The sequence below is a fragment of the Vibrio sp. 10N.286.51.B11 genome (assembly GCF_041469245.1).
In the GTDB taxonomy this organism is placed as follows: Bacteria; Pseudomonadota; Gammaproteobacteria; order Enterobacterales; family Vibrionaceae; genus Vibrio; species Vibrio crassostreae_C.
In genome coordinates this window covers 1-16,252 of record NZ_JBFRKI010000038.1, presented here as the reverse complement: position 1 = coordinate 16,252, position 16,252 = coordinate 1, and the positions used below count along the sequence as shown (strand labels likewise).

General features: G+C 44.3%; 16 protein-coding genes and 9 tRNA genes. 20 read left to right on the top strand and 5 right to left on the bottom strand.

Features of this window, described 5'->3' with window-relative positions:
- Window positions 1–3: 3 nt before the first annotated feature.
- The gene (locus AB4154_RS17965) at window positions 4–1,113 is read right to left on the bottom strand and encodes a PilT/PilU family type 4a pilus ATPase (protein ID WP_372123726.1); all 1,110 of its coding nucleotides are present in this window, start codon (window positions 1,111–1,113) and stop codon (window positions 4–6) included.
- 14 nt (window positions 1,114–1,127) lie between these two features.
- Window positions 1,128–2,165 (bottom strand): type IV pilus twitching motility protein PilT, encoded by a 1,038-nt coding sequence (locus tag AB4154_RS17960; protein ID WP_017062242.1) that lies wholly within the window; start codon window positions 2,163–2,165, stop codon window positions 1,128–1,130.
- Between the two features lie 26 nt (window positions 2,166–2,191).
- Between AB4154_RS17960 and AB4154_RS17955 the strand changes: the two genes are divergently transcribed.
- From AB4154_RS17955 to hemW, 7 genes are all read left to right on the top strand, one after another.
- A complete protein-coding gene (locus tag AB4154_RS17955; protein WP_017062243.1) occupies window positions 2,192–2,896 on the top strand; it encodes a YggS family pyridoxal phosphate-dependent enzyme in 705 nt (234 codons plus the stop codon).
- A gap of 78 nt (window positions 2,897–2,974) precedes the next feature.
- Window positions 2,975–3,793 (top strand): pyrroline-5-carboxylate reductase, encoded by an 819-nt coding sequence (gene proC / locus AB4154_RS17950; protein WP_017063196.1) that lies wholly within the window; start codon window positions 2,975–2,977, stop codon window positions 3,791–3,793.
- Window positions 3,794–3,869: 76 nt separating this feature from the next.
- Window positions 3,870–4,427 (top strand): YggT family protein, encoded by a 558-nt coding sequence (locus tag AB4154_RS17945; RefSeq protein ID WP_017067798.1) that lies wholly within the window; start codon window positions 3,870–3,872, stop codon window positions 4,425–4,427.
- A gap of 29 nt (window positions 4,428–4,456) precedes the next feature.
- Complete coding sequence (yggU, locus tag AB4154_RS17940; RefSeq protein WP_102427900.1) at window positions 4,457–4,747, top strand: DUF167 family protein YggU; 291 nt, start codon at window positions 4,457–4,459, stop codon at window positions 4,745–4,747.
- A 28-nt stretch (window positions 4,748–4,775) separates the two neighbouring features.
- A complete protein-coding gene (locus AB4154_RS17935) occupies window positions 4,776–5,207 on the top strand; it encodes a DUF4426 domain-containing protein (protein WP_017062246.1) in 432 nt (143 codons plus the stop codon).
- A gap of 48 nt (window positions 5,208–5,255) precedes the next feature.
- The gene (locus AB4154_RS17930; protein ID WP_017062247.1) at window positions 5,256–5,855 is read left to right on the top strand and encodes an XTP/dITP diphosphatase; all 600 of its coding nucleotides are present in this window, start codon (window positions 5,256–5,258) and stop codon (window positions 5,853–5,855) included.
- Window positions 5,855–7,042, top strand: a complete 1,188-nt coding sequence (hemW, locus tag AB4154_RS17925) for a radical SAM family heme chaperone HemW (RefSeq protein WP_017062248.1) — start codon at window positions 5,855–5,857, stop codon at window positions 7,040–7,042. Before AB4154_RS17930 ends, hemW begins: the two co-directional genes overlap by 1 nt.
- Before the next feature lie 117 nt (window positions 7,043–7,159).
- Here hemW and glsB read toward each other — a convergent pair whose 3' ends face one another.
- Complete coding sequence (gene glsB / locus AB4154_RS17920; protein ID WP_372123725.1) at window positions 7,160–8,080, bottom strand: glutaminase B; 921 nt, start codon at window positions 8,078–8,080, stop codon at window positions 7,160–7,162.
- A gap of 349 nt (window positions 8,081–8,429) precedes the next feature.
- Entirely contained in the window at window positions 8,430–9,149 is a 720-nt protein-coding gene (gene trmB / locus AB4154_RS17915) for a tRNA (guanosine(46)-N7)-methyltransferase TrmB (RefSeq protein WP_008223608.1), read from the bottom strand.
- Window positions 9,150–9,314: 165 nt separating this feature from the next.
- Between trmB and mutY the strand changes: the two genes are divergently transcribed.
- The 13 genes from mutY (at window position 9,315) to AB4154_RS17850 (ending at window position 15,186) form a co-directional block, all read left to right on the top strand.
- Entirely contained in the window at window positions 9,315–10,370 is a 1,056-nt protein-coding gene (gene mutY / locus AB4154_RS17910) for an A/G-specific adenine glycosylase (protein ID WP_372054658.1), read from the top strand.
- A 28-nt stretch (window positions 10,371–10,398) separates the two neighbouring features.
- Window positions 10,399–10,671: an oxidative damage protection protein gene (locus AB4154_RS17905; RefSeq protein WP_137001321.1), complete on the top strand. Its 273-nt coding sequence runs from the start codon at window positions 10,399–10,401 to the stop codon at window positions 10,669–10,671.
- Window positions 10,672–10,740: 69 nt separating this feature from the next.
- Window positions 10,741–11,874: a membrane-bound lytic murein transglycosylase MltC gene (mltC, locus tag AB4154_RS17900; RefSeq protein WP_372123723.1), complete on the top strand. Its 1,134-nt coding sequence runs from the start codon at window positions 10,741–10,743 to the stop codon at window positions 11,872–11,874.
- A 103-nt stretch (window positions 11,875–11,977) separates the two neighbouring features.
- Window positions 11,978–12,053, top strand: a tRNA-Phe gene (locus AB4154_RS17895).
- Window positions 12,054–12,127: 74 nt separating this feature from the next.
- Window positions 12,128–12,203, top strand: a tRNA-Thr gene (locus AB4154_RS17890).
- 7 nt (window positions 12,204–12,210) lie between these two features.
- A tRNA-Phe gene (locus AB4154_RS17885) sits at window positions 12,211–12,286 on the top strand.
- Window positions 12,287–12,342: 56 nt separating this feature from the next.
- Window positions 12,343–12,418, top strand: a tRNA-Asn gene (locus AB4154_RS17880).
- A gap of 382 nt (window positions 12,419–12,800) precedes the next feature.
- A complete protein-coding gene (locus AB4154_RS17875; protein WP_372123721.1) occupies window positions 12,801–14,426 on the top strand; it encodes a methyl-accepting chemotaxis protein in 1,626 nt (541 codons plus the stop codon).
- Between the two features lie 235 nt (window positions 14,427–14,661).
- Window positions 14,662–14,737: transfer RNA gene (locus AB4154_RS17870), tRNA-Phe, on the top strand.
- Window positions 14,738–14,793: 56 nt separating this feature from the next.
- Window positions 14,794–14,869 (top strand) — tRNA-Thr (locus AB4154_RS17865).
- A 24-nt stretch (window positions 14,870–14,893) separates the two neighbouring features.
- A tRNA-Asn gene (locus AB4154_RS17860) sits at window positions 14,894–14,969 on the top strand.
- 36 nt (window positions 14,970–15,005) lie between these two features.
- A tRNA-Thr gene (locus AB4154_RS17855) sits at window positions 15,006–15,081 on the top strand.
- Window positions 15,082–15,110: 29 nt separating this feature from the next.
- Window positions 15,111–15,186, top strand: a tRNA-Asn gene (locus AB4154_RS17850).
- Between the two features lie 344 nt (window positions 15,187–15,530).
- Here the strand turns inward: AB4154_RS17850 and AB4154_RS17845 are convergent.
- Entirely contained in the window at window positions 15,531–15,926 is a 396-nt protein-coding gene (locus AB4154_RS17845; RefSeq protein ID WP_017060180.1) for a DUF2391 family protein, read from the bottom strand.
- Window positions 15,927–16,252: the final 326 nt, after the last annotated feature.

Sequence of the window (16,252 nt, the reverse complement as noted above, 5' to 3'; positions counted from 1 at the left end):
TTATCACCCCATATCTATCTTCACACCAGCCAACGCCCCAGTTCCGTAGTCGTCATCACCACGTCTAGTTTTGAGCATTAAGCGCAAGTCATTAGCAGAATCGGCACTGTGGAACGCATCCTCTTCGCTGATCTTGCCTGCTATCACTAAATCATACAAAGCTTGGTCAAAGGTCTGCATACCTATCTCTTTCGATTTAGCCATGGTTGCTTTCAGTTCGTGCAGTTCACCACGACGAATCAAGTCAGAAACACGAGGGCTATTCAGCAGAATCTCGAATACACCATGACGCCCGCTGCCATTCTTGTCGCGAATGAGTTGCTGAGCGACGACACCACGCAGGTTCATCGATAGGTCAAACAAGAACTGTTCTTTCTGCTCTTTCGGCACCAAATGAAGAATACGCTCTAGCGCTTGGTTAGCGTTATTGGCGTGCAAGGTTGCCATACACAAGTGACCCGTTTCAGCAAAGGTCATCGCGTATTCCATGGTCTCACGGCTACGGATTTCGCCAATCAAGATCATGTCTGGTGCTTGGCGTAGCGAGTTCTTAAGCGCGACTTCATAGCTCTCGGTGTCGAGTCCAACTTCACGCTGTGTCATGATGCACTTTTTATGTTCATGCACAAATTCAATCGGGTCTTCAACCGTCAAGATATGTCCCGAGCGATTGGTGTTGCGATAGCCTGTCATTGCAGCCATTGAGGTCGACTTACCAGAGCCTGTCGCACCAACCACCAGCACAAGTCCGCGCTTAGCTATTGATAGGTCCTGTAGTACATCAGGAAGCTTTAGTTGCTCAAAGGTTGGGATGTTAGTCTCGATACGTCGAATGACCGCTCCAGGTAGCTCTCGCTGAAAGAATGCACTGACACGAAAACGACCAAAGTCACGCACAATCGCAAAATTAGCCTCACGCGTTTGCTGATATTCATCACGTCGGTCTTGTTCCATCATCGCATCAAGTAATTGAGCAACTTGAGCCGCATTCAGCTTCTCTCCTTGGGGGCGTAATTCACCATCCACACGAAACAGGATTGTCGCATCGACAGTGATATAGAGATCCGATGCCTTTTGAGAAAGCATTCCCTCAAGGATTTGATTCAATTCCATTATGTACACCTTAATTAAAACATTGAGGTTTCAATTTCGATCTTTTTCTCGACCTCTTCCGAATCAACCAAGCCCTGCGCCATCAGCTGCTTCGCATTTTGTTCCATGGTCTGCATGCCGTGCGCTGCGCCCGTTTGAATGATCGAGTACATCTGCGCAACCTTATCTTCACGAATCAAGTTTCTGATCGCAGGTGTTGCCATCATGATTTCATGACACGCCACACGACCACCACCAACACGCTTTAGCAGCTTCTGGGCTATCACCGAGCGCAGTGATTCAGACAACATCGAACGAACCATATCTTTATCGCTACCTGGGAACACATCGATAATACGGTCGATCGTTTTAGCCGCAGAACTGGTGTGCAGAGTACCAAAGACCAAGTGACCCGTTTCTGCTGCGGTTAACGCTAAGCTAATCGTCTCTTGGTCACGAAGTTCACCAACCAGAATCACGTCTGGGTCTTCACGTAAGGCACTGCGCAGTGCCGCTTTAAAACTGTGAGTATCACGGTGAACTTCACGCTGGTTGACTAGGCATTTATTATTGGTGTGAACGAATTCAATCGGGTCTTCAATCGTCAGAATATGCTTATTGTGGTTGCGATTTACGTAATCAACCATCGCCGCAAGAGTCGTTGATTTACCAGAGCCAGTTGGACCAGTGACGAGCACTAACCCTTTTTCGTAGTTAGCAATCCTTTCGAAGATCTCAGGTGCACCTAACTGATCTAAAGTCGGGATTTCGACAGGGATAGTTCGAAAGACAGCTGAGCAGCCACGGGCTTGGTTAAACGCATTAACACGAAAGCGACCAACATTGGGTAATTCAAAAGAGAAGTCGACTTCCAGTTTTTCTTCAAACTCGCCGCGTTGTGAATCGCTCATGATCTCAAAAACCAAACGATGCACATCAGCATGACTCAAAGCTGGGATTCCAAGCTTCCTTACTTCACCATCTATACGTACCATTGGAGATACACCCGCAGAAAGATGTAGATCTGACGCGTTATGCTTTACACTAAAATCTAGTAACTCAGTGATATCCATTTATTTTCCCTTAAGTAAAGTCAGCTATGAGTAGTATTCAACAAAATATCGAACAAATCACCTCACAGATTCGTAGTGCTGAGCAAAAGTGCGGACGAGCTCCAGAGTCCGTGCAACTTTTAGCCGTCAGCAAAACTAAACCTATTGATGCGATTCTAGAAGCCGCACTCGGAGGCCAAGTTGCCTTTGGTGAAAACTATGTTCAAGAAGGTGTAGATAAAGTAAAACACTTTTCAGAACAACATTCTAACCTAAATTTAGAGTGGCATTTTATTGGTCCAATTCAATCCAATAAAACCCGCCCAATCGCGGAAAGCTTTCAATGGGTGCATTCCGTCGATCGCGATAAGATCGCACAAAGGCTTAATGATCAACGACCAAGCGAACTTCCACCTTTACAAGTGTTGATTCAGGTAAACACCAGTGGTGAAGAGTCCAAATCTGGAACCTCAGAAGAGACAGTTTTTGCACTCGCGGAGTTGATTTCATCGCTCCCCAACCTCACCTTAAGAGGATTGATGTCGATTCCTGCAAACGTATCTGACTATCAATCTCAGCTTAATGCATTTTCTCAACTGGCAGAGCTTAAAGACAAGCTAGCCGCGAAGTATTCAGACATTGATACCCTTTCGATGGGGATGAGTGGTGATATGGATGCAGCAGTTGAGGCTGGCAGCACAATGGTTCGTATTGGAACAGCTATTTTCGGCGCTCGTGATTACGCGAAATAGCCGTAGTAAGTAACGACAAGTACAAGTATTGATACCGCTTCGCCTTATCCGCGCAGCGACACGCTCAGGATTTTATATATGGTACATAAGAACATCGCCTTTATTGGGGCGGGAAACATGGTTCGCTCAATTGTAGCTGGCTTAGTTGCTAGTGGTTACCCAGCGCAAAAGATTACTGCGACAGCACCTTCAGAAACCAGAAGGCTGCCGTTAGAACAAGAATACGGCATCAATACCACCAGCGATAATATTGCAGCAGCTGAAAAAGCAGACGTTGTTGTGTTATCCGTGAAGCCACAAATGATGGCTGATGTATGTAAACCCTTACAAGATATCGACTTCAGCAACAAACTGGTTATCTCAATTGCCGCGGGTATTAATGCGAATCGACTTAATGAGATGTTAAACTGCCAACTGAACCTTGTTCGTGTGATGCCAAACACGCCATCACTGCTTGGTAAAGGGATGAGTGGTCTTTATGCCGATGCAACTGTCAGCCAAGATGATAAAGACTTTGCTTCTCAGCTGATGCAAGCTGTTGGTGAAGTAAGTTGGGTTGAACAAGAGTCTGGAATCAACAACATCATTGCGGCGGCGGGTAGCGCTCCGGCTTACTTCTTCCTGTTTATGGAAGCGATGCAAGCTGAAGCAATCAAGCAAGGTTTTGACCAAGAAACCGCTCGTAAGCTAGTGCAGCAGTCTGCATTAGGCGCGGCAGAGATGGTGGTAGCAAACCAAGATACTGAATTATCAACACTGCGTGAACAAGTGACATCCAAAGGCGGCACGACCGCAGAAGCACTACGCACGTTTAACGAACATCAACTATCAGACATCGTAGCAAAAGCCATGCAAGCGGCGGTTGCTCGAGCTGAAGAGATGGAAAAACTGTTTTAGTACCAATCAAGGTAAACAAGCATTTTGCCGCTCTGGTTATATCTAAGCGACAAGTAAATCCGAAAAAGGAAACAATATGAACTCGATGAGCTTTCTGATCTCGACCGTTTTTGATCTTTACATCATGGTTGTGATCTTGCGTATCTGGCTACAAGCATCACGTGCAGATTTCTACAACCCATTCTCACAATTCATCGTAAAAGCGACACAACCGGTTGTTGCCCCACTACGCCGAGTTATTCCATCAATCGGCAGCCTAGATCTTGCGACCGTTGTTTTCGCTTATGTGCTGTGTGTACTTAAGTTCGTTGCTCTAAACCTGATTATCTCTGGCGGCGCTGCCGTTTTCGATATTAGCTTCCTTATCTTTGGTGCACTGTCTCTGCTCAAAGCGGCTGGTGGTTTGATCTTCTGGGTTCTACTTATCCGTGCAATCCTAAGCTGGGTAAGCCAAGGTCGTAGTCCAATCGAGTACGTATTCCATCAACTGACTGAACCAATGCTAGTGCCTATCCGCCGTATCCTTCCGGACATGGGTGGTTTCGACCTAAGCGTACTGGTTCTGTTCATTGTTCTGCAATTTGCGAACTTCCTAATGGGCGACATGATTGGCCCTATTTGGTATCAGCTATAATTCAAGTACAAACATCAGGTACTTTGACGATGCCAAAAGCGGTTTGGGCCGAGGAAGACGATATTCTTCTTAGGCTCTATATCCAACCCAAAGCAAGCCGAGACAAGATTGTTGGCTTGCATGGTGAGGAACTCAAAATTGCCATAACTGCTCCACCAGTAGATGGCAAAGCCAACGCCCACTTAGCGAAATACCTTGCGAAACAGTTTAAGGTCGCAAAAGGGCAAATTAAGATAGAAAAGGGAGATCTCGGTAGGCACAAGCAAGTTCGAATATGCTCGCCAAGCCAAATCCCAACTGAAGTCAAAGCCATCCTATGATGGCTTTTTGCTATTTATTGGAGTCATTATGCGTTTATGGATAACAGCACTACTCACCGCTCTTGTTGCCTTACCAAGCTCAGCAGGGCAATTTAAGAACATTAAGGATGTCGAGGTTCATTACTCGGCTTTTAATTCCACGTTCTTAACTTCGCAAGTCGCTAAGCAATACAAACTTAAGCGAAATGGATACTCAGCAATCCTCAACATCAGCGTGTTAGACAAGGCTTCTCTAGGCAAGCCTGCGACAACGGCTAAAATTACGGGAACAGCGAAGAACCTCGTTGGAAACACCCGTACTTTGAAGTTTCGAGAAATCAAAGAAGGCGATGCGATTTATTACCTTGCTGAGTTCCCCGTAACTCACGAAGAAAACATCACCTTCGACATCGATGTGAACGCAGGCCTAAAAGGCACTGGTCCACTGCGTTTCACACAGAAATTCTATATAGAAGAGTAAGCTCAAACCTTACTTTTCATTTATTAACTTATTTAGAGCTACATTCCCATGAGTAAGATTGTTTTAGCAACAGGCAACCAAGGTAAAGTTCGCGAGATGGCAGATATTCTGTCTGAGTTTGGTTTTGACGTTGTCGCGCAAAGTGAATTTAACGTTTCAGAAGTCGCTGAAACAGGAACGACTTTCATTGAAAATGCCATCATCAAAGCTCGCCACGCAGCGAAAGAAACAGGGCTGCCAGCCATTGCTGACGACTCAGGTTTAGAGGTTGATTACTTAAATGGTGCGCCAGGTATCTATTCAGCGCGTTACTCAGGTGAAGGGGCAACCGATAAGCAGAACATCAAAAAACTATTAGATGCGATGCAAGGTGTCGAAACTGAAAAGCGTACTGCGCGTTTCCACTGTGTGTTGGTGCTAATGCGTCACGAGAATGATCCAACACCTCTAGTGTGTCACGGTAAATGGGAAGGTCGTATTCTTACTGAAGAACACGGTGAGAATGGCTTTGGCTACGATCCTGTGTTCTTTGTACCAGAAGATAACTGCGCCTCAGCAGAGCTTGAATCTTCGCGTAAGAAGCAACTATCACACCGTGGTAAAGCGCTTGCGTCACTATTCAAGACTCTCAAGGAGCAAGCTCTGTAATGCACAATGCAGCGCTAATACCACCCGCACTTAGCCTCTATGTACACATCCCATGGTGTGTACAAAAGTGTCCGTATTGTGATTTTAACTCTCACGCTCTGAAAGCCGAGATCCCTGAAAAAGAGTACATCGATGCACTGCTTGAGGATCTCGATACTGATATCGAAAAATATCAGCTCAATGGTATGCCTCGCCCACTGCATTCGATCTTTATTGGTGGCGGTACCCCAAGCCTGTTTTCTCCTGAAGGAATTGGCCGATTGTTACAAGGCATTGAACAGCGCATCCCGTTCAAACCTGAAATAGAAATCACCATGGAAGCCAACCCGGGAACTATCGAAGCTGAGCGTTTTGCAGGTTACCAAAAGGCAGGCATTACTCGAATCTCGGTGGGTGTGCAAAGTTTTGAGCAAGAGAAACTGGAAAGACTTGGGCGTATTCATGGTCAAGATGAAGCGGTAAATGCCGCTCATTTAGCGCATAAGATTGGATTGAATAGTTTCAACTTAGACTTAATGCACGGCTTACCCGATCAGAGTATTGAACAAGCGTTGGCTGATTTGGATAAAGCGATAGAACTCGACCCTCCGCACTTATCTTGGTATCAGCTAACAATAGAACCTAACACCATGTTCTATTACAAAACACCAACGCTGCCTGATGATGATGACCTTTGGGATATCTTCGACCTAGGCCATAAGAAGCTCGCAGACGCAGGGTATGTGCAGTACGAAATTTCAGGCTACAGCAAGCCGGGATATCAGTGCCAACATAACCTCAACTACTGGCGCTTTGGTGACTATCTAGGTATTGGCTGTGGCTCTCATGGCAAGCTGAGCTTTACAGATGGACGCATTGTTCGTACCACTAAGGTTAAGCACCCTAGAGGCTATCTAGCTGCGTACCAAAACATGGTAAAACCTTATCTATCAGATGAATTTGAAGTGCCGAATGAAGACCGCCCTTTTGAATTTTTCATGAACCGTTTTAGGTTAATGGAAGCATGTCCAAAGCAGGATTTCATTGATACGACAGGGCTTGGTTTTGACTCGATTCAAAAAACGATTGAATGGGCAAAAGAGCTAGGCTACTTGAAGGAAACCGACACTCACTGGCAGATCACTGAAAAAGGAAAGCTGTTTCTCAATGATCTGTTAGAAGCCTTTATGGCAGAAGAAGACGAGTAGTTCGAGATTCGAGAAGCATTGCGTAAGGGTTGGCTTTAGGGTCAACCCTTTTTGTTTTATAGCCCTCTCTCGGAGCGAAGCGTTCTATAGGACAACGTCCGTGCTCGAATCTTTCTCTTAGAAAATAGAACGACCAATTCGCTCTGAAAGCAACTCTAGAGCCTTAGTACCTGCGAGCGAGTTGCCAGAAGGATCAAGCTCTGGAGACCACACCGCAATCGTCATTTCGCCAGGAACGATAGCAATAATACCGCCACCAACGCCCGATTTTCCTGGCATACCAACACGGTAGGCAAACTCACCAGCCCCATCGTACAAGCCACACGTCGCAAGCAAAGCATTCAACTGCTTGGTTTGAACTGGCGTGATGATCTCTTTCTTGGTTTGAACCGACACGCCTTTGTTTGCTAAATAGCTAAAGGTTTTTGCCAAATCCACACACGTCATTTTAAGCGCACAAGCGTGGAAGTAGTTATTCAGAACTGGGATAACATCATTCTCAAAATTACCAAATGAACGCATCAAATAAGCAATGGCAGCATTACGATCGCTGTGCATCATTTCTGAAGCCGCTACCACCTTGTCATACACAATATGAGTATCACCCGATAACTGACGCACAAACTCTAACAAGCGGTGCCTAGGCGCAGACAAGCGGCTTTGTAGTAGGTCTGCAACGACAATTGCCCCCGCATTGATGAACGGGTTGCGGGGAATACCATACTCCATCTCAAGCTGAATCATCGAGTTAAAGGCTTGACCAGAAGGCTCTTTGCCTACTCTTTGCCAAATCTCTTCCGGCTTATAGAGCACCATTGCTAACGTCAAACTCAAAGCCTTAGAGATAGATTGTACAGAGAAGGCTTCCTCTGCATCACCAGCTTGAATCACTTCTCCTTCATTGGTGTACACCGCAATCGCCAGTTTCTGGTTCGATATACGCGCTAATGCAGGAATATAATCAGCGACCTTTCCCTGACCAATTAAAGGGCTAACTTCTTCTAAGATCTCGGCCAAAATAGCTTGAGTTGGTTTCATGTGTGCTTACTTCTATATTGTTATTTTTGTAGGGATGTAACATATACCAATCGTAGTAAATAACAGCTCACTCTAGCTTGTTAAAATGCTCGATAACTGCGTTAGAGTTTTTGATTGTAGAGTAACTACTTATCGAAAAATGCTGCCTTGTTCTCAAGCCTTTTTCCTACGCTATTTCTGATCACTTACTTACTGTGATTGGTATTACTTTCTGTCGTTAAGCCTTTACTGAAATAAAAGCCTAAGGACAAAAAAGCCAACACTACAATAATGTTGGCTTTTATCAATCCCACAAAGTGTAAGGTTAAGATCCTAATCAAACCTCACCTTCATTTGTTTAGGTTCAGAATTACTTAGTACGCTTGTACTTAATATCCCAAACGCCGTGACCTAAACGATGGCCACGAGCTTCAAACTTAGTTAGCGGGCGCTCATCCGGGCGAGGAATGTAATCACCATCTTCAGCGATATTCTCAAAACCTGGAGCAACGTTCATTACTTCAATCATGTGCTCTGCGTAGTTTTCCCAGTCAGTTGCCATGTGGAAAATACCAGTTTCAAGGTGTAGCTTAGCACGAACCATTTCAGCGAATTCAGCTTTAACGATACGACGCTTGTGGTGGCGAGCCTTGTGCCATGGGTCAGGGAAAAACAGTTGCAGTGTATGCAGGCTGCTATCTGGAATCATGTGTTCAAATACTTCTACAGCATCGTGACACATTACACGCAGGTTAGTTACGCCAGCATCGCGCGCAGTACCCAAACAAGCACCAACACCTGGGCTGTGAACTTCAATACCTAAGAAGTTCTTCTCAGGTGCGTTCTTTGCCATTTCAACCAGTGATGCACCCATACCGAAGCCAATCTCTAGTACAACTGGGTTATCGTTGCCAAATACTTCTTTCCAGTTAAGAAGCTCTGGGTTGTAGTCGATACCCATTGTTGGCCAACATTCATTCATCGCGTTCTCTTGGCCTTTTGTTAAGCGGCCTTCGCGGCGAACAAAACTACGGATCTTACGAACCAGTTTGCCGTCTTCAGTATATTCGTTAGTGGTCACTTCACTCATTGATTTTTGCCTGCACATTGATTAATCAAAGCGGGGATTATCCAAAGAATTGCCTTCGGTGCAAGTCTTTCCGTGGATAAATTCCCACACAATTTGTCTGTTTTACATCCAACGTTAAGTGTGGTGCAATTTCGCTTCTAATAATAGCAAAGCATAGAGCATGTCGTGACTCCTTTCGCAACCGCCATATTAAAGTGGTATGACGCCTACGGGCGTAAAGAATTACCTTGGCAACAAAACAAAACCGCCTACACCGTTTGGCTATCTGAAATCATGCTTCAGCAGACTCAGGTCACCACGGTGATTCCATACTACCAACGCTTCTTGGAACGTTTTCCAACAGTTATCGATCTAGCAAACGCCGAGCAAGATGAAGTGCTCCATCTATGGACAGGGCTTGGTTACTACGCACGAGCTCGTAACCTACACAAAGCTGCCAAGATCGTCGCAGAGCAATATGGTGGGGAGTTTCCACTTTCCCTCGAAGAAATGAATGCGCTTCCAGGCATTGGCCGCTCAACAGCGGCAGCCGTTCTGTCCTCTGTTTACAAGCTCCCCCATGCGATCCTTGATGGTAACGTGAAGCGAACGCTTGCAAGAAGCTTTGCTGTCGAGGGCTGGCCTGGTCAAAAGAAGGTTGAAAACCAACTCTGGGAACACGCAGAGGCACACACCCCAAAGCAAGATGTCGATAAATACAATCAAGCTATGATGGATATGGGAGCAATGGTTTGTACTCGTAGCAAGCCTAAATGTACTCTGTGCCCAATTGAAAACATGTGTGAAGCTAAAAAACTCGATAGACAACTCGACTTCCCTGGCAAAAAGCCAAAGAAAGAGAAACCAGTAAAAGAGACATGGTTTGTAATCCTGTATCACGATAACCAAGTGTGGCTTGAGCAGCGCCCTCAATCAGGTATCTGGGGAGGCTTATTCTGTTTCCCTCAAAATGAGAACGCAGAAATCGAACACCAATTGGATCTTCGTTCAATCACAAACACAGATTCAATCAAGACCATGATTGCGTTTAGACACACTTTCAGCCACTACCACTTAGATATCACGCCAGTATTAGTGAAATTAGATAAACAACCAGATTTGATAATGGAAGGGGCTAAAGGTCTCTGGTATAACTTATCAAAACCGGAAGAAATTGGCCTAGCCGCTCCTGTAAAGCAGCTTATTGAGAGCCTACCCTTTGAACTGAACGACGACGTTTGAATCAACGAACGCGATAAGAGGAACCACTATGAGCCGCACTGTATTTTGTACTCGCCTTCAAAAAGATGCTGAAGGCCTAGATTTTCAACTTTACCCAGGTGACTTAGGTAAGCGTATCTTTGACAACGTGTCTAAAGAAGCTTGGGGACAATGGCAAAGCAAGCAAACTATGCTTATCAATGAAAAGAAGCTAAACATGATGGATCCTGAGCATCGTAAACTTCTTGAAACTGAGATGGTTAACTTCCTTTTTGAAGGTAAAGATGTCGTAATTGATGGCTATACTCCACCAAGCGAATAAGACATTTATTTAAGCAATTTTTAATGACATCATGGTTAACGCTGCGATGTCATTTTTGTATGAGGAACTATGAAAAAGCTAAGTTACTTCCTAACAGCCATGTTATTAACTGGCTGCAGCCGTGAATTTGTCGAAAGCATTTATGATGTCAATTACGAGCCAACCAACCGGTTTGTGAAGAATTTAGCTGAGCTACCCGGACAATTTGAAAAAGATACCGGGGCGCTAGATTCATTAATAGATAGCTTTTCAGGCAACATTCAAAAACGTTGGGGTAGCAGTGAAATCAAGATGGCAGGTAAGAGTAACTATGTGAAATACATAGATAATTACTTAAGTCGTTCAGAAGTGAATTTTAGCCAAGGCCTGGTAACGGTGGAAACGGTTTCCTCTACCGAACCGAAAAAACACCTCAAAAATGCGATCATGACGACCCTTTTGACGCCAGATGATCCGGCGCATGTCGATCTATTCTCTTCTAAAAGCATCAAGCTAGAAGGCAAACCTTTCCTCTATAATCAGGTCGTAGACCAAGAAAAAAAGCCCATTCAATGGACTTGGCGAGCGAACCAGTTTGCGGATTACCTGATCGCGAATAACCTAAAAACCAAAGAAGTCGACTTTAAAAAAGCCTACTACGTTGAAATCCCAATGGTGGCCGACCACGCTAGCCAGCGTAGTTATCAATATGCCGACATCGTTCGACGAGCGTCTCAGCGTTATGACATCCCTGAAGATTTAATCTACGCTATCATCAAGACAGAGAGTAGCTTCAACCCGTACGCCGTAAGCTGGGCTAATGCTTATGGTCTTATGCAGGTGGTACCTAAAACCGCTGGTCGAGATGTATTTGAACACGTCAAAAAGAAACCTGGTGAACCAAGCCCTGAGTACTTATTCAATCCAGAAAACAACATTGATGCTGGCACCGCATACTTTTACATCCTTAAAAATCGTTATTTGAAAGACGTAAAAAACCCATTAACGCTTGAATACAGTATGATTTCAGCCTATAACGGCGGTACTGGTGGCGTACTCAATACCTTCAGTAAGGACAGAAAGCGAGCAATGCAAGACTTAAACTCGCTGCAACCGAGCCAAGCCTACTGGGCGCTTACCAAGAAGCATCCAAATAAAGAGTCGCGCCGATACCTCGAAAAAGTAACGCAATTCAAAAAAGAATTTAACCAAGGTAAAACATAACCCTCACTTTTGAATAAAAAAACAACGAACGAACGGTTTTTTTAGTTATTTTCAAAAAAGGAGTTGACGGTTATGCAGAAAATCCGTTTAATAGCGCTCCGTTGCCCGGATAGCTCAGTCGGTAGAGCAGAGGATTGAAAATCCTCGTGTCGGTGGTTCGATTCCGCCTCCGGGCACCACAATTTGATTTGTTGGTGTCAACACTCTTTAACAGGGAGTAACAACACGGACAAAAGCATAAAGAATTTAGTGTGCCGACTTAGCTCAGTAGGTAGAGCAACTGACTTGTAATCAGTAGGTCACCAGTTCGACTCCGGTAGTCGGCACCATTCTTTTGCCTCGATAGCTCAGTCGGTAGAGCAGCGGATTGAAAATCCGCGTGTCGGTGGTTCGATTCCGCCTCGAGGCACCATTATTTGGTGCTTAACAAATAATGGTCTTTATAGACCTGATGTTGACACAAATAATTCCCCTTTAGTTCAGTTGGTAGAACGGCGGACTGTTAATCCGTATGTCGCAAGTTCAAGTCTTGCAAGGGGAGCCACATTCAAGAAAGCCAAGTCGAAAGACTTGGCTTTTTTTCGTTTGAACAAAAACAAACTCTATTCAATATACACATCAGCTCCTCACTAACTCTTAATCAGTCTCGATAAATTGAGTTATCTCCTTTTAGTACTCTTACTACAGCAGTTGATTCTAAGTTCTATAAAGCATATCCACTACAACAGAACCAACGCCTTATAAAGTTCATGACCCGCTAATATTCACATTAAAACAAATAGAACCAAGTCCTGTTACTTTTTTTTCTTCGAAAATTTAATCTCTATCATACTTTGATGTCTTTCTAATATCTGCCTTACACCACTTAGATTAAGATTCGATGAATTATACCTAATACTAATTATTGAATCGCTGCGCGGGGAAATATGAAACTAAAAACGCAAGCTTACTTATTATCGGGCATCATCTTGATCGCCCTGCTAGCACTGACGGCTACAGGCTTATGGACCTTAAGAGTTGCTAGCAACATGGACAACAAAGCTCGCGTAACAGAGCTGTTTAAGAGCGCATACAGCATTCTTACTGAAGTCGAAAAAATGGCGATTGATGGCACACTAGAAGAAGAGCAAGCCAAGCAACTAGCTACTCGCCTTCTACGCAACAACATCTATAAAGATAATGAATATGTTTACGTAGCCGATGAGAACATGACGTTTATCGCGACACCATTAGATCCTCAACTGCACGGAACCAGTTTTAACGACTTTAAAGATGGCGACGGCAATAGTGTTGGGCAGCTAATCCAAAGAGTACTTGGTAATCGCATTGGCGAGATCATTGAGTACACCTGGACACAAAAACTGCCAGATGGAACGATTGAAGAAAAACTGTCTATTGCAGAGAAAACGCCACATTGGGGTTGGGTTGTCGGCACTGGTATCGGGTTCAATGAAGTTAACGCTCGTTTTTGGTCTACTGCTCAATGGCAGCTATTCCTTTGTGTCGTGATTGCTGGTCTTATTCTGGCGAGCCTAATTGTATCCATTAAACGCATGCTAGCGCTTCTTGGCGGCGAACCTAAAGACGTACGAGAAGCAGTACAAGCCGTAGCACAAGGTCGAATTCAAACCTCTTTCGAAACTCAGGCAATTGACGGCAGTATCTATCACGCCGTACAACAAATGAGTAAGTCATTGGCTGAGCTAGTATCAAACCTTGACGCTTCAATGCTGGCATTAAGAGGCGAACTGCAGCGCGTAGAAGATCGCGCTGGGTCAATTGGTCAACTGACAGACACCCAACAGCAATCAACAGAGATGATCGCGACAGCAATGACCGAGATGGCCTCTTCAGCCAATAACGTAGCTGCTTCAGCTAGCGATACCGCGCGCAACACCGACGAGGCCGACAAACAGAGCCAGCATACCCAACAACTCATTCACAACACAGTAGATAACATTCAAGGCTTAGCAGGCCAACTAGGCACAGCAAGCGAAGCTGTCGCTAACCTAGATAACGATGTAAACAACATTGCAAAAGTATTAGATGTGATTGGTGATATAGCGGAGCAAACTAACCTATTGGCACTAAATGCAGCCATTGAAGCAGCTCGAGCTGGCGAACAAGGTCGTGGATTTGCTGTTGTAGCAGATGAGGTTCGTAACCTTGCAGGCAGAACACAATCGAGCACAAAAGAAATCCAATTAATGATTAATAACCTTCAAGAGGGATCTCGCAACGCAATTCAAACCATGGAAGTGTGTGCCGCGACCAGTGAAAGCACCGTAACAGAGTCTCAAAACGCCTCTGAAGCACTACAACAGATTGTTGTCGCATTAGAGTCCATTTCATCAATGAGTCATCAAATCGCAACAGCGGCCGCTGAGCAGACTCAGGTGAGCGATGATATATCGAAGCGTATCAATATGATCGAAGAGAGCGGTAACCAACTGAGCAATGTCGTAACAGAAAGTCATAACAGCACCCAAACTCTTGCCTCTCTTTCCAACGAATTAGAAGCTTGGGTTAATAGGTTTGAAGTAAAACACTAAACTCCCTAGAAAATTTTCAAATAAAAAAGCACGTTTTCATACGTGCTTTTTTTATTTCGGCGCCCATTCAGTGTAGTTAACCGTAGTTTTACTATCTTTTAGGGCATGCTAGACCTAGGTTTTTCACCCCAAATGAGCAAAAACAACCCACTAAGTATAGAAAAACATCAAACGATACTTTTTTTGCAATTTAATGTTGACCCAGAACGCGAAAACACGTTTAATACACCTCGTCGCCCGGATAGCTCAGTCGGTAGAGCAGAGGATTGAAAATCCTCGTGTCGGTGGTTCGATTCCGCCTCCGGGCACCACAATTTATTTGTTGGTGTCTTAGACAACAACAGTAAAGCACAAAGAAATATTATGTGCCGACTTAGCTCAGTAGGTAGAGCAACTGACTTGTAATCAGTAGGTCACCAGTTCGACTCCGGTAGTCGGCACCATTTCTTTAAAGCTTTAAGAATAATTCCCCTTTAGTTCAGTTGGTAGAACGGCGGACTGTTAATCCGTATGTCGCAAGTTCAAGTCTTGCAAGGGGAGCCAAGTTAATCATCAAGCATAAGCTTTTTGATTCATGATGCCGACTTAGCTCAGTAGGTAGAGCAACTGACTTGTAATCAGTAGGTCACCAGTTCGATTCCGGTAGTCGGCACCATTCTCTTGATTAGAGACTAAACAATCAATTCCCCTTTAGTTCAGTTGGTAGAACGGCGGACTGTTAATCCGTATGTCGCAAGTTCAAGTCTTGCAAGGGGAGCCAATTAAAAGAAGCCGCATCATTGATGCGGCTTTTTTGCATCTAAAGATCCTAACTTATTAATACAACTACCCTCACCTTTCAAATACCATATTCAATTCAGAAACCAACCGTTTTTATATCCTTCCAAAGCTACAAATCTTCGCTACTTAATGCTCTTCAAAATCTCCCAACAACAAACGACACATTCACGTAAGAGTCAGTCACAGTACGTTGCTACTCATTTTATTGACTAGGAGATCGGTTGAAAAAATCAATACTAAGTTTGGAGGTAAGAAAGCTAAATAACGAATCAAGTAAGCGCTGAAAAGCTCTGTAAGACACTTCAATCCAAATTGATACACAGATTACTCTTTATCAAAACTATCCACTACAATAGCACCCATAGAGGCTGGCATTGAAATAACAATCACTCTTTTGATCGATACGACGGGATCACTCAATAGAGGTAATTTGTCCAGGCAAGTCAGTACCAAAGCAACGACCAATGCCGTCATAACATAAGCAATCACTATTCTGAAAATAAACACCGGCAACCGAGCAACAACATCTTTTTGAAAGACACTCTCATACGTATAGAAGCCTAAGAACACCGCAGACAGTAAAAATAGCAGCAATAGATTAGCGGTAGGTAAAGTCTCCCCTAACTTCCAAGCCTCTTCAGAAAAAGAAATCGGCACGGCCAAGGCAAAAGATCCCACAAAGATCTGGCTCGCATCTTCAAAGTTAAAACTCAATTTCATAATTCGACCCATTAGGTTTAAGGCTTTATCTAATTCTGAAAAGAATCACAAAACTATCCGCCGATGATTTGGGGGATTTTTATTTCTACTAAGCAAACAGTAGTGACCTTCTAGCTTCATCTTAGTCGCAATAACCAAAACATAGCTTGAACTAACCAGCAAGAAATCAATATGCTCAGAGCAAAACGGTCAACACGACTGATTAATATCGAGTCAACAAACACATCAAAATCGAAGACAGAGTGGTAACCCCTAATATACCAGCACCTAGAACCAAAGAATCTAAATCCGCAGGGTGATAAACGTCACTGTGTAGTGGTACGCTG

Coding starts and splice junctions, on each gene's coding strand:
- AB4154_RS17965 (WP_372123726.1), bottom strand. CDS start 1,113: ATGGAATTGAATCAAATCCTTGAGGGAATGCTTTCTCAAAAGGCATCG.
- AB4154_RS17960 (WP_017062242.1), bottom strand. CDS start 2,165: ATGGATATCACTGAGTTACTAGATTTTAGTGTAAAGCATAACGCGTCA.
- AB4154_RS17955 (WP_017062243.1), top strand. CDS start 2,192: ATGAGTAGTATTCAACAAAATATCGAACAAATCACCTCACAGATTCGT.
- proC (WP_017063196.1), top strand. CDS start 2,975: ATGGTACATAAGAACATCGCCTTTATTGGGGCGGGAAACATGGTTCGC.
- AB4154_RS17945 (WP_017067798.1), top strand. CDS start 3,870: ATGAACTCGATGAGCTTTCTGATCTCGACCGTTTTTGATCTTTACATC.
- yggU (WP_102427900.1), top strand. CDS start 4,457: ATGCCAAAAGCGGTTTGGGCCGAGGAAGACGATATTCTTCTTAGGCTC.
- AB4154_RS17935 (WP_017062246.1), top strand. CDS start 4,776: ATGCGTTTATGGATAACAGCACTACTCACCGCTCTTGTTGCCTTACCA.
- AB4154_RS17930 (WP_017062247.1), top strand. CDS start 5,256: ATGAGTAAGATTGTTTTAGCAACAGGCAACCAAGGTAAAGTTCGCGAG.
- hemW (WP_017062248.1), top strand. CDS start 5,855: ATGCACAATGCAGCGCTAATACCACCCGCACTTAGCCTCTATGTACAC.
- glsB (WP_372123725.1), bottom strand. CDS start 8,080: ATGAAACCAACTCAAGCTATTTTGGCCGAGATCTTAGAAGAAGTTAGC.
- trmB (WP_008223608.1), bottom strand. CDS start 9,149: ATGAGTGAAGTGACCACTAACGAATATACTGAAGACGGCAAACTGGTT.
- AB4154_RS17905 (WP_137001321.1), top strand. CDS start 10,399: ATGAGCCGCACTGTATTTTGTACTCGCCTTCAAAAAGATGCTGAAGGC.
- mltC (WP_372123723.1), top strand. CDS start 10,741: ATGAAAAAGCTAAGTTACTTCCTAACAGCCATGTTATTAACTGGCTGC.
- AB4154_RS17875 (WP_372123721.1), top strand. CDS start 12,801: ATGAAACTAAAAACGCAAGCTTACTTATTATCGGGCATCATCTTGATC.
- AB4154_RS17845 (WP_017060180.1), bottom strand. CDS start 15,926: ATGAAATTGAGTTTTAACTTTGAAGATGCGAGCCAGATCTTTGTGGGA.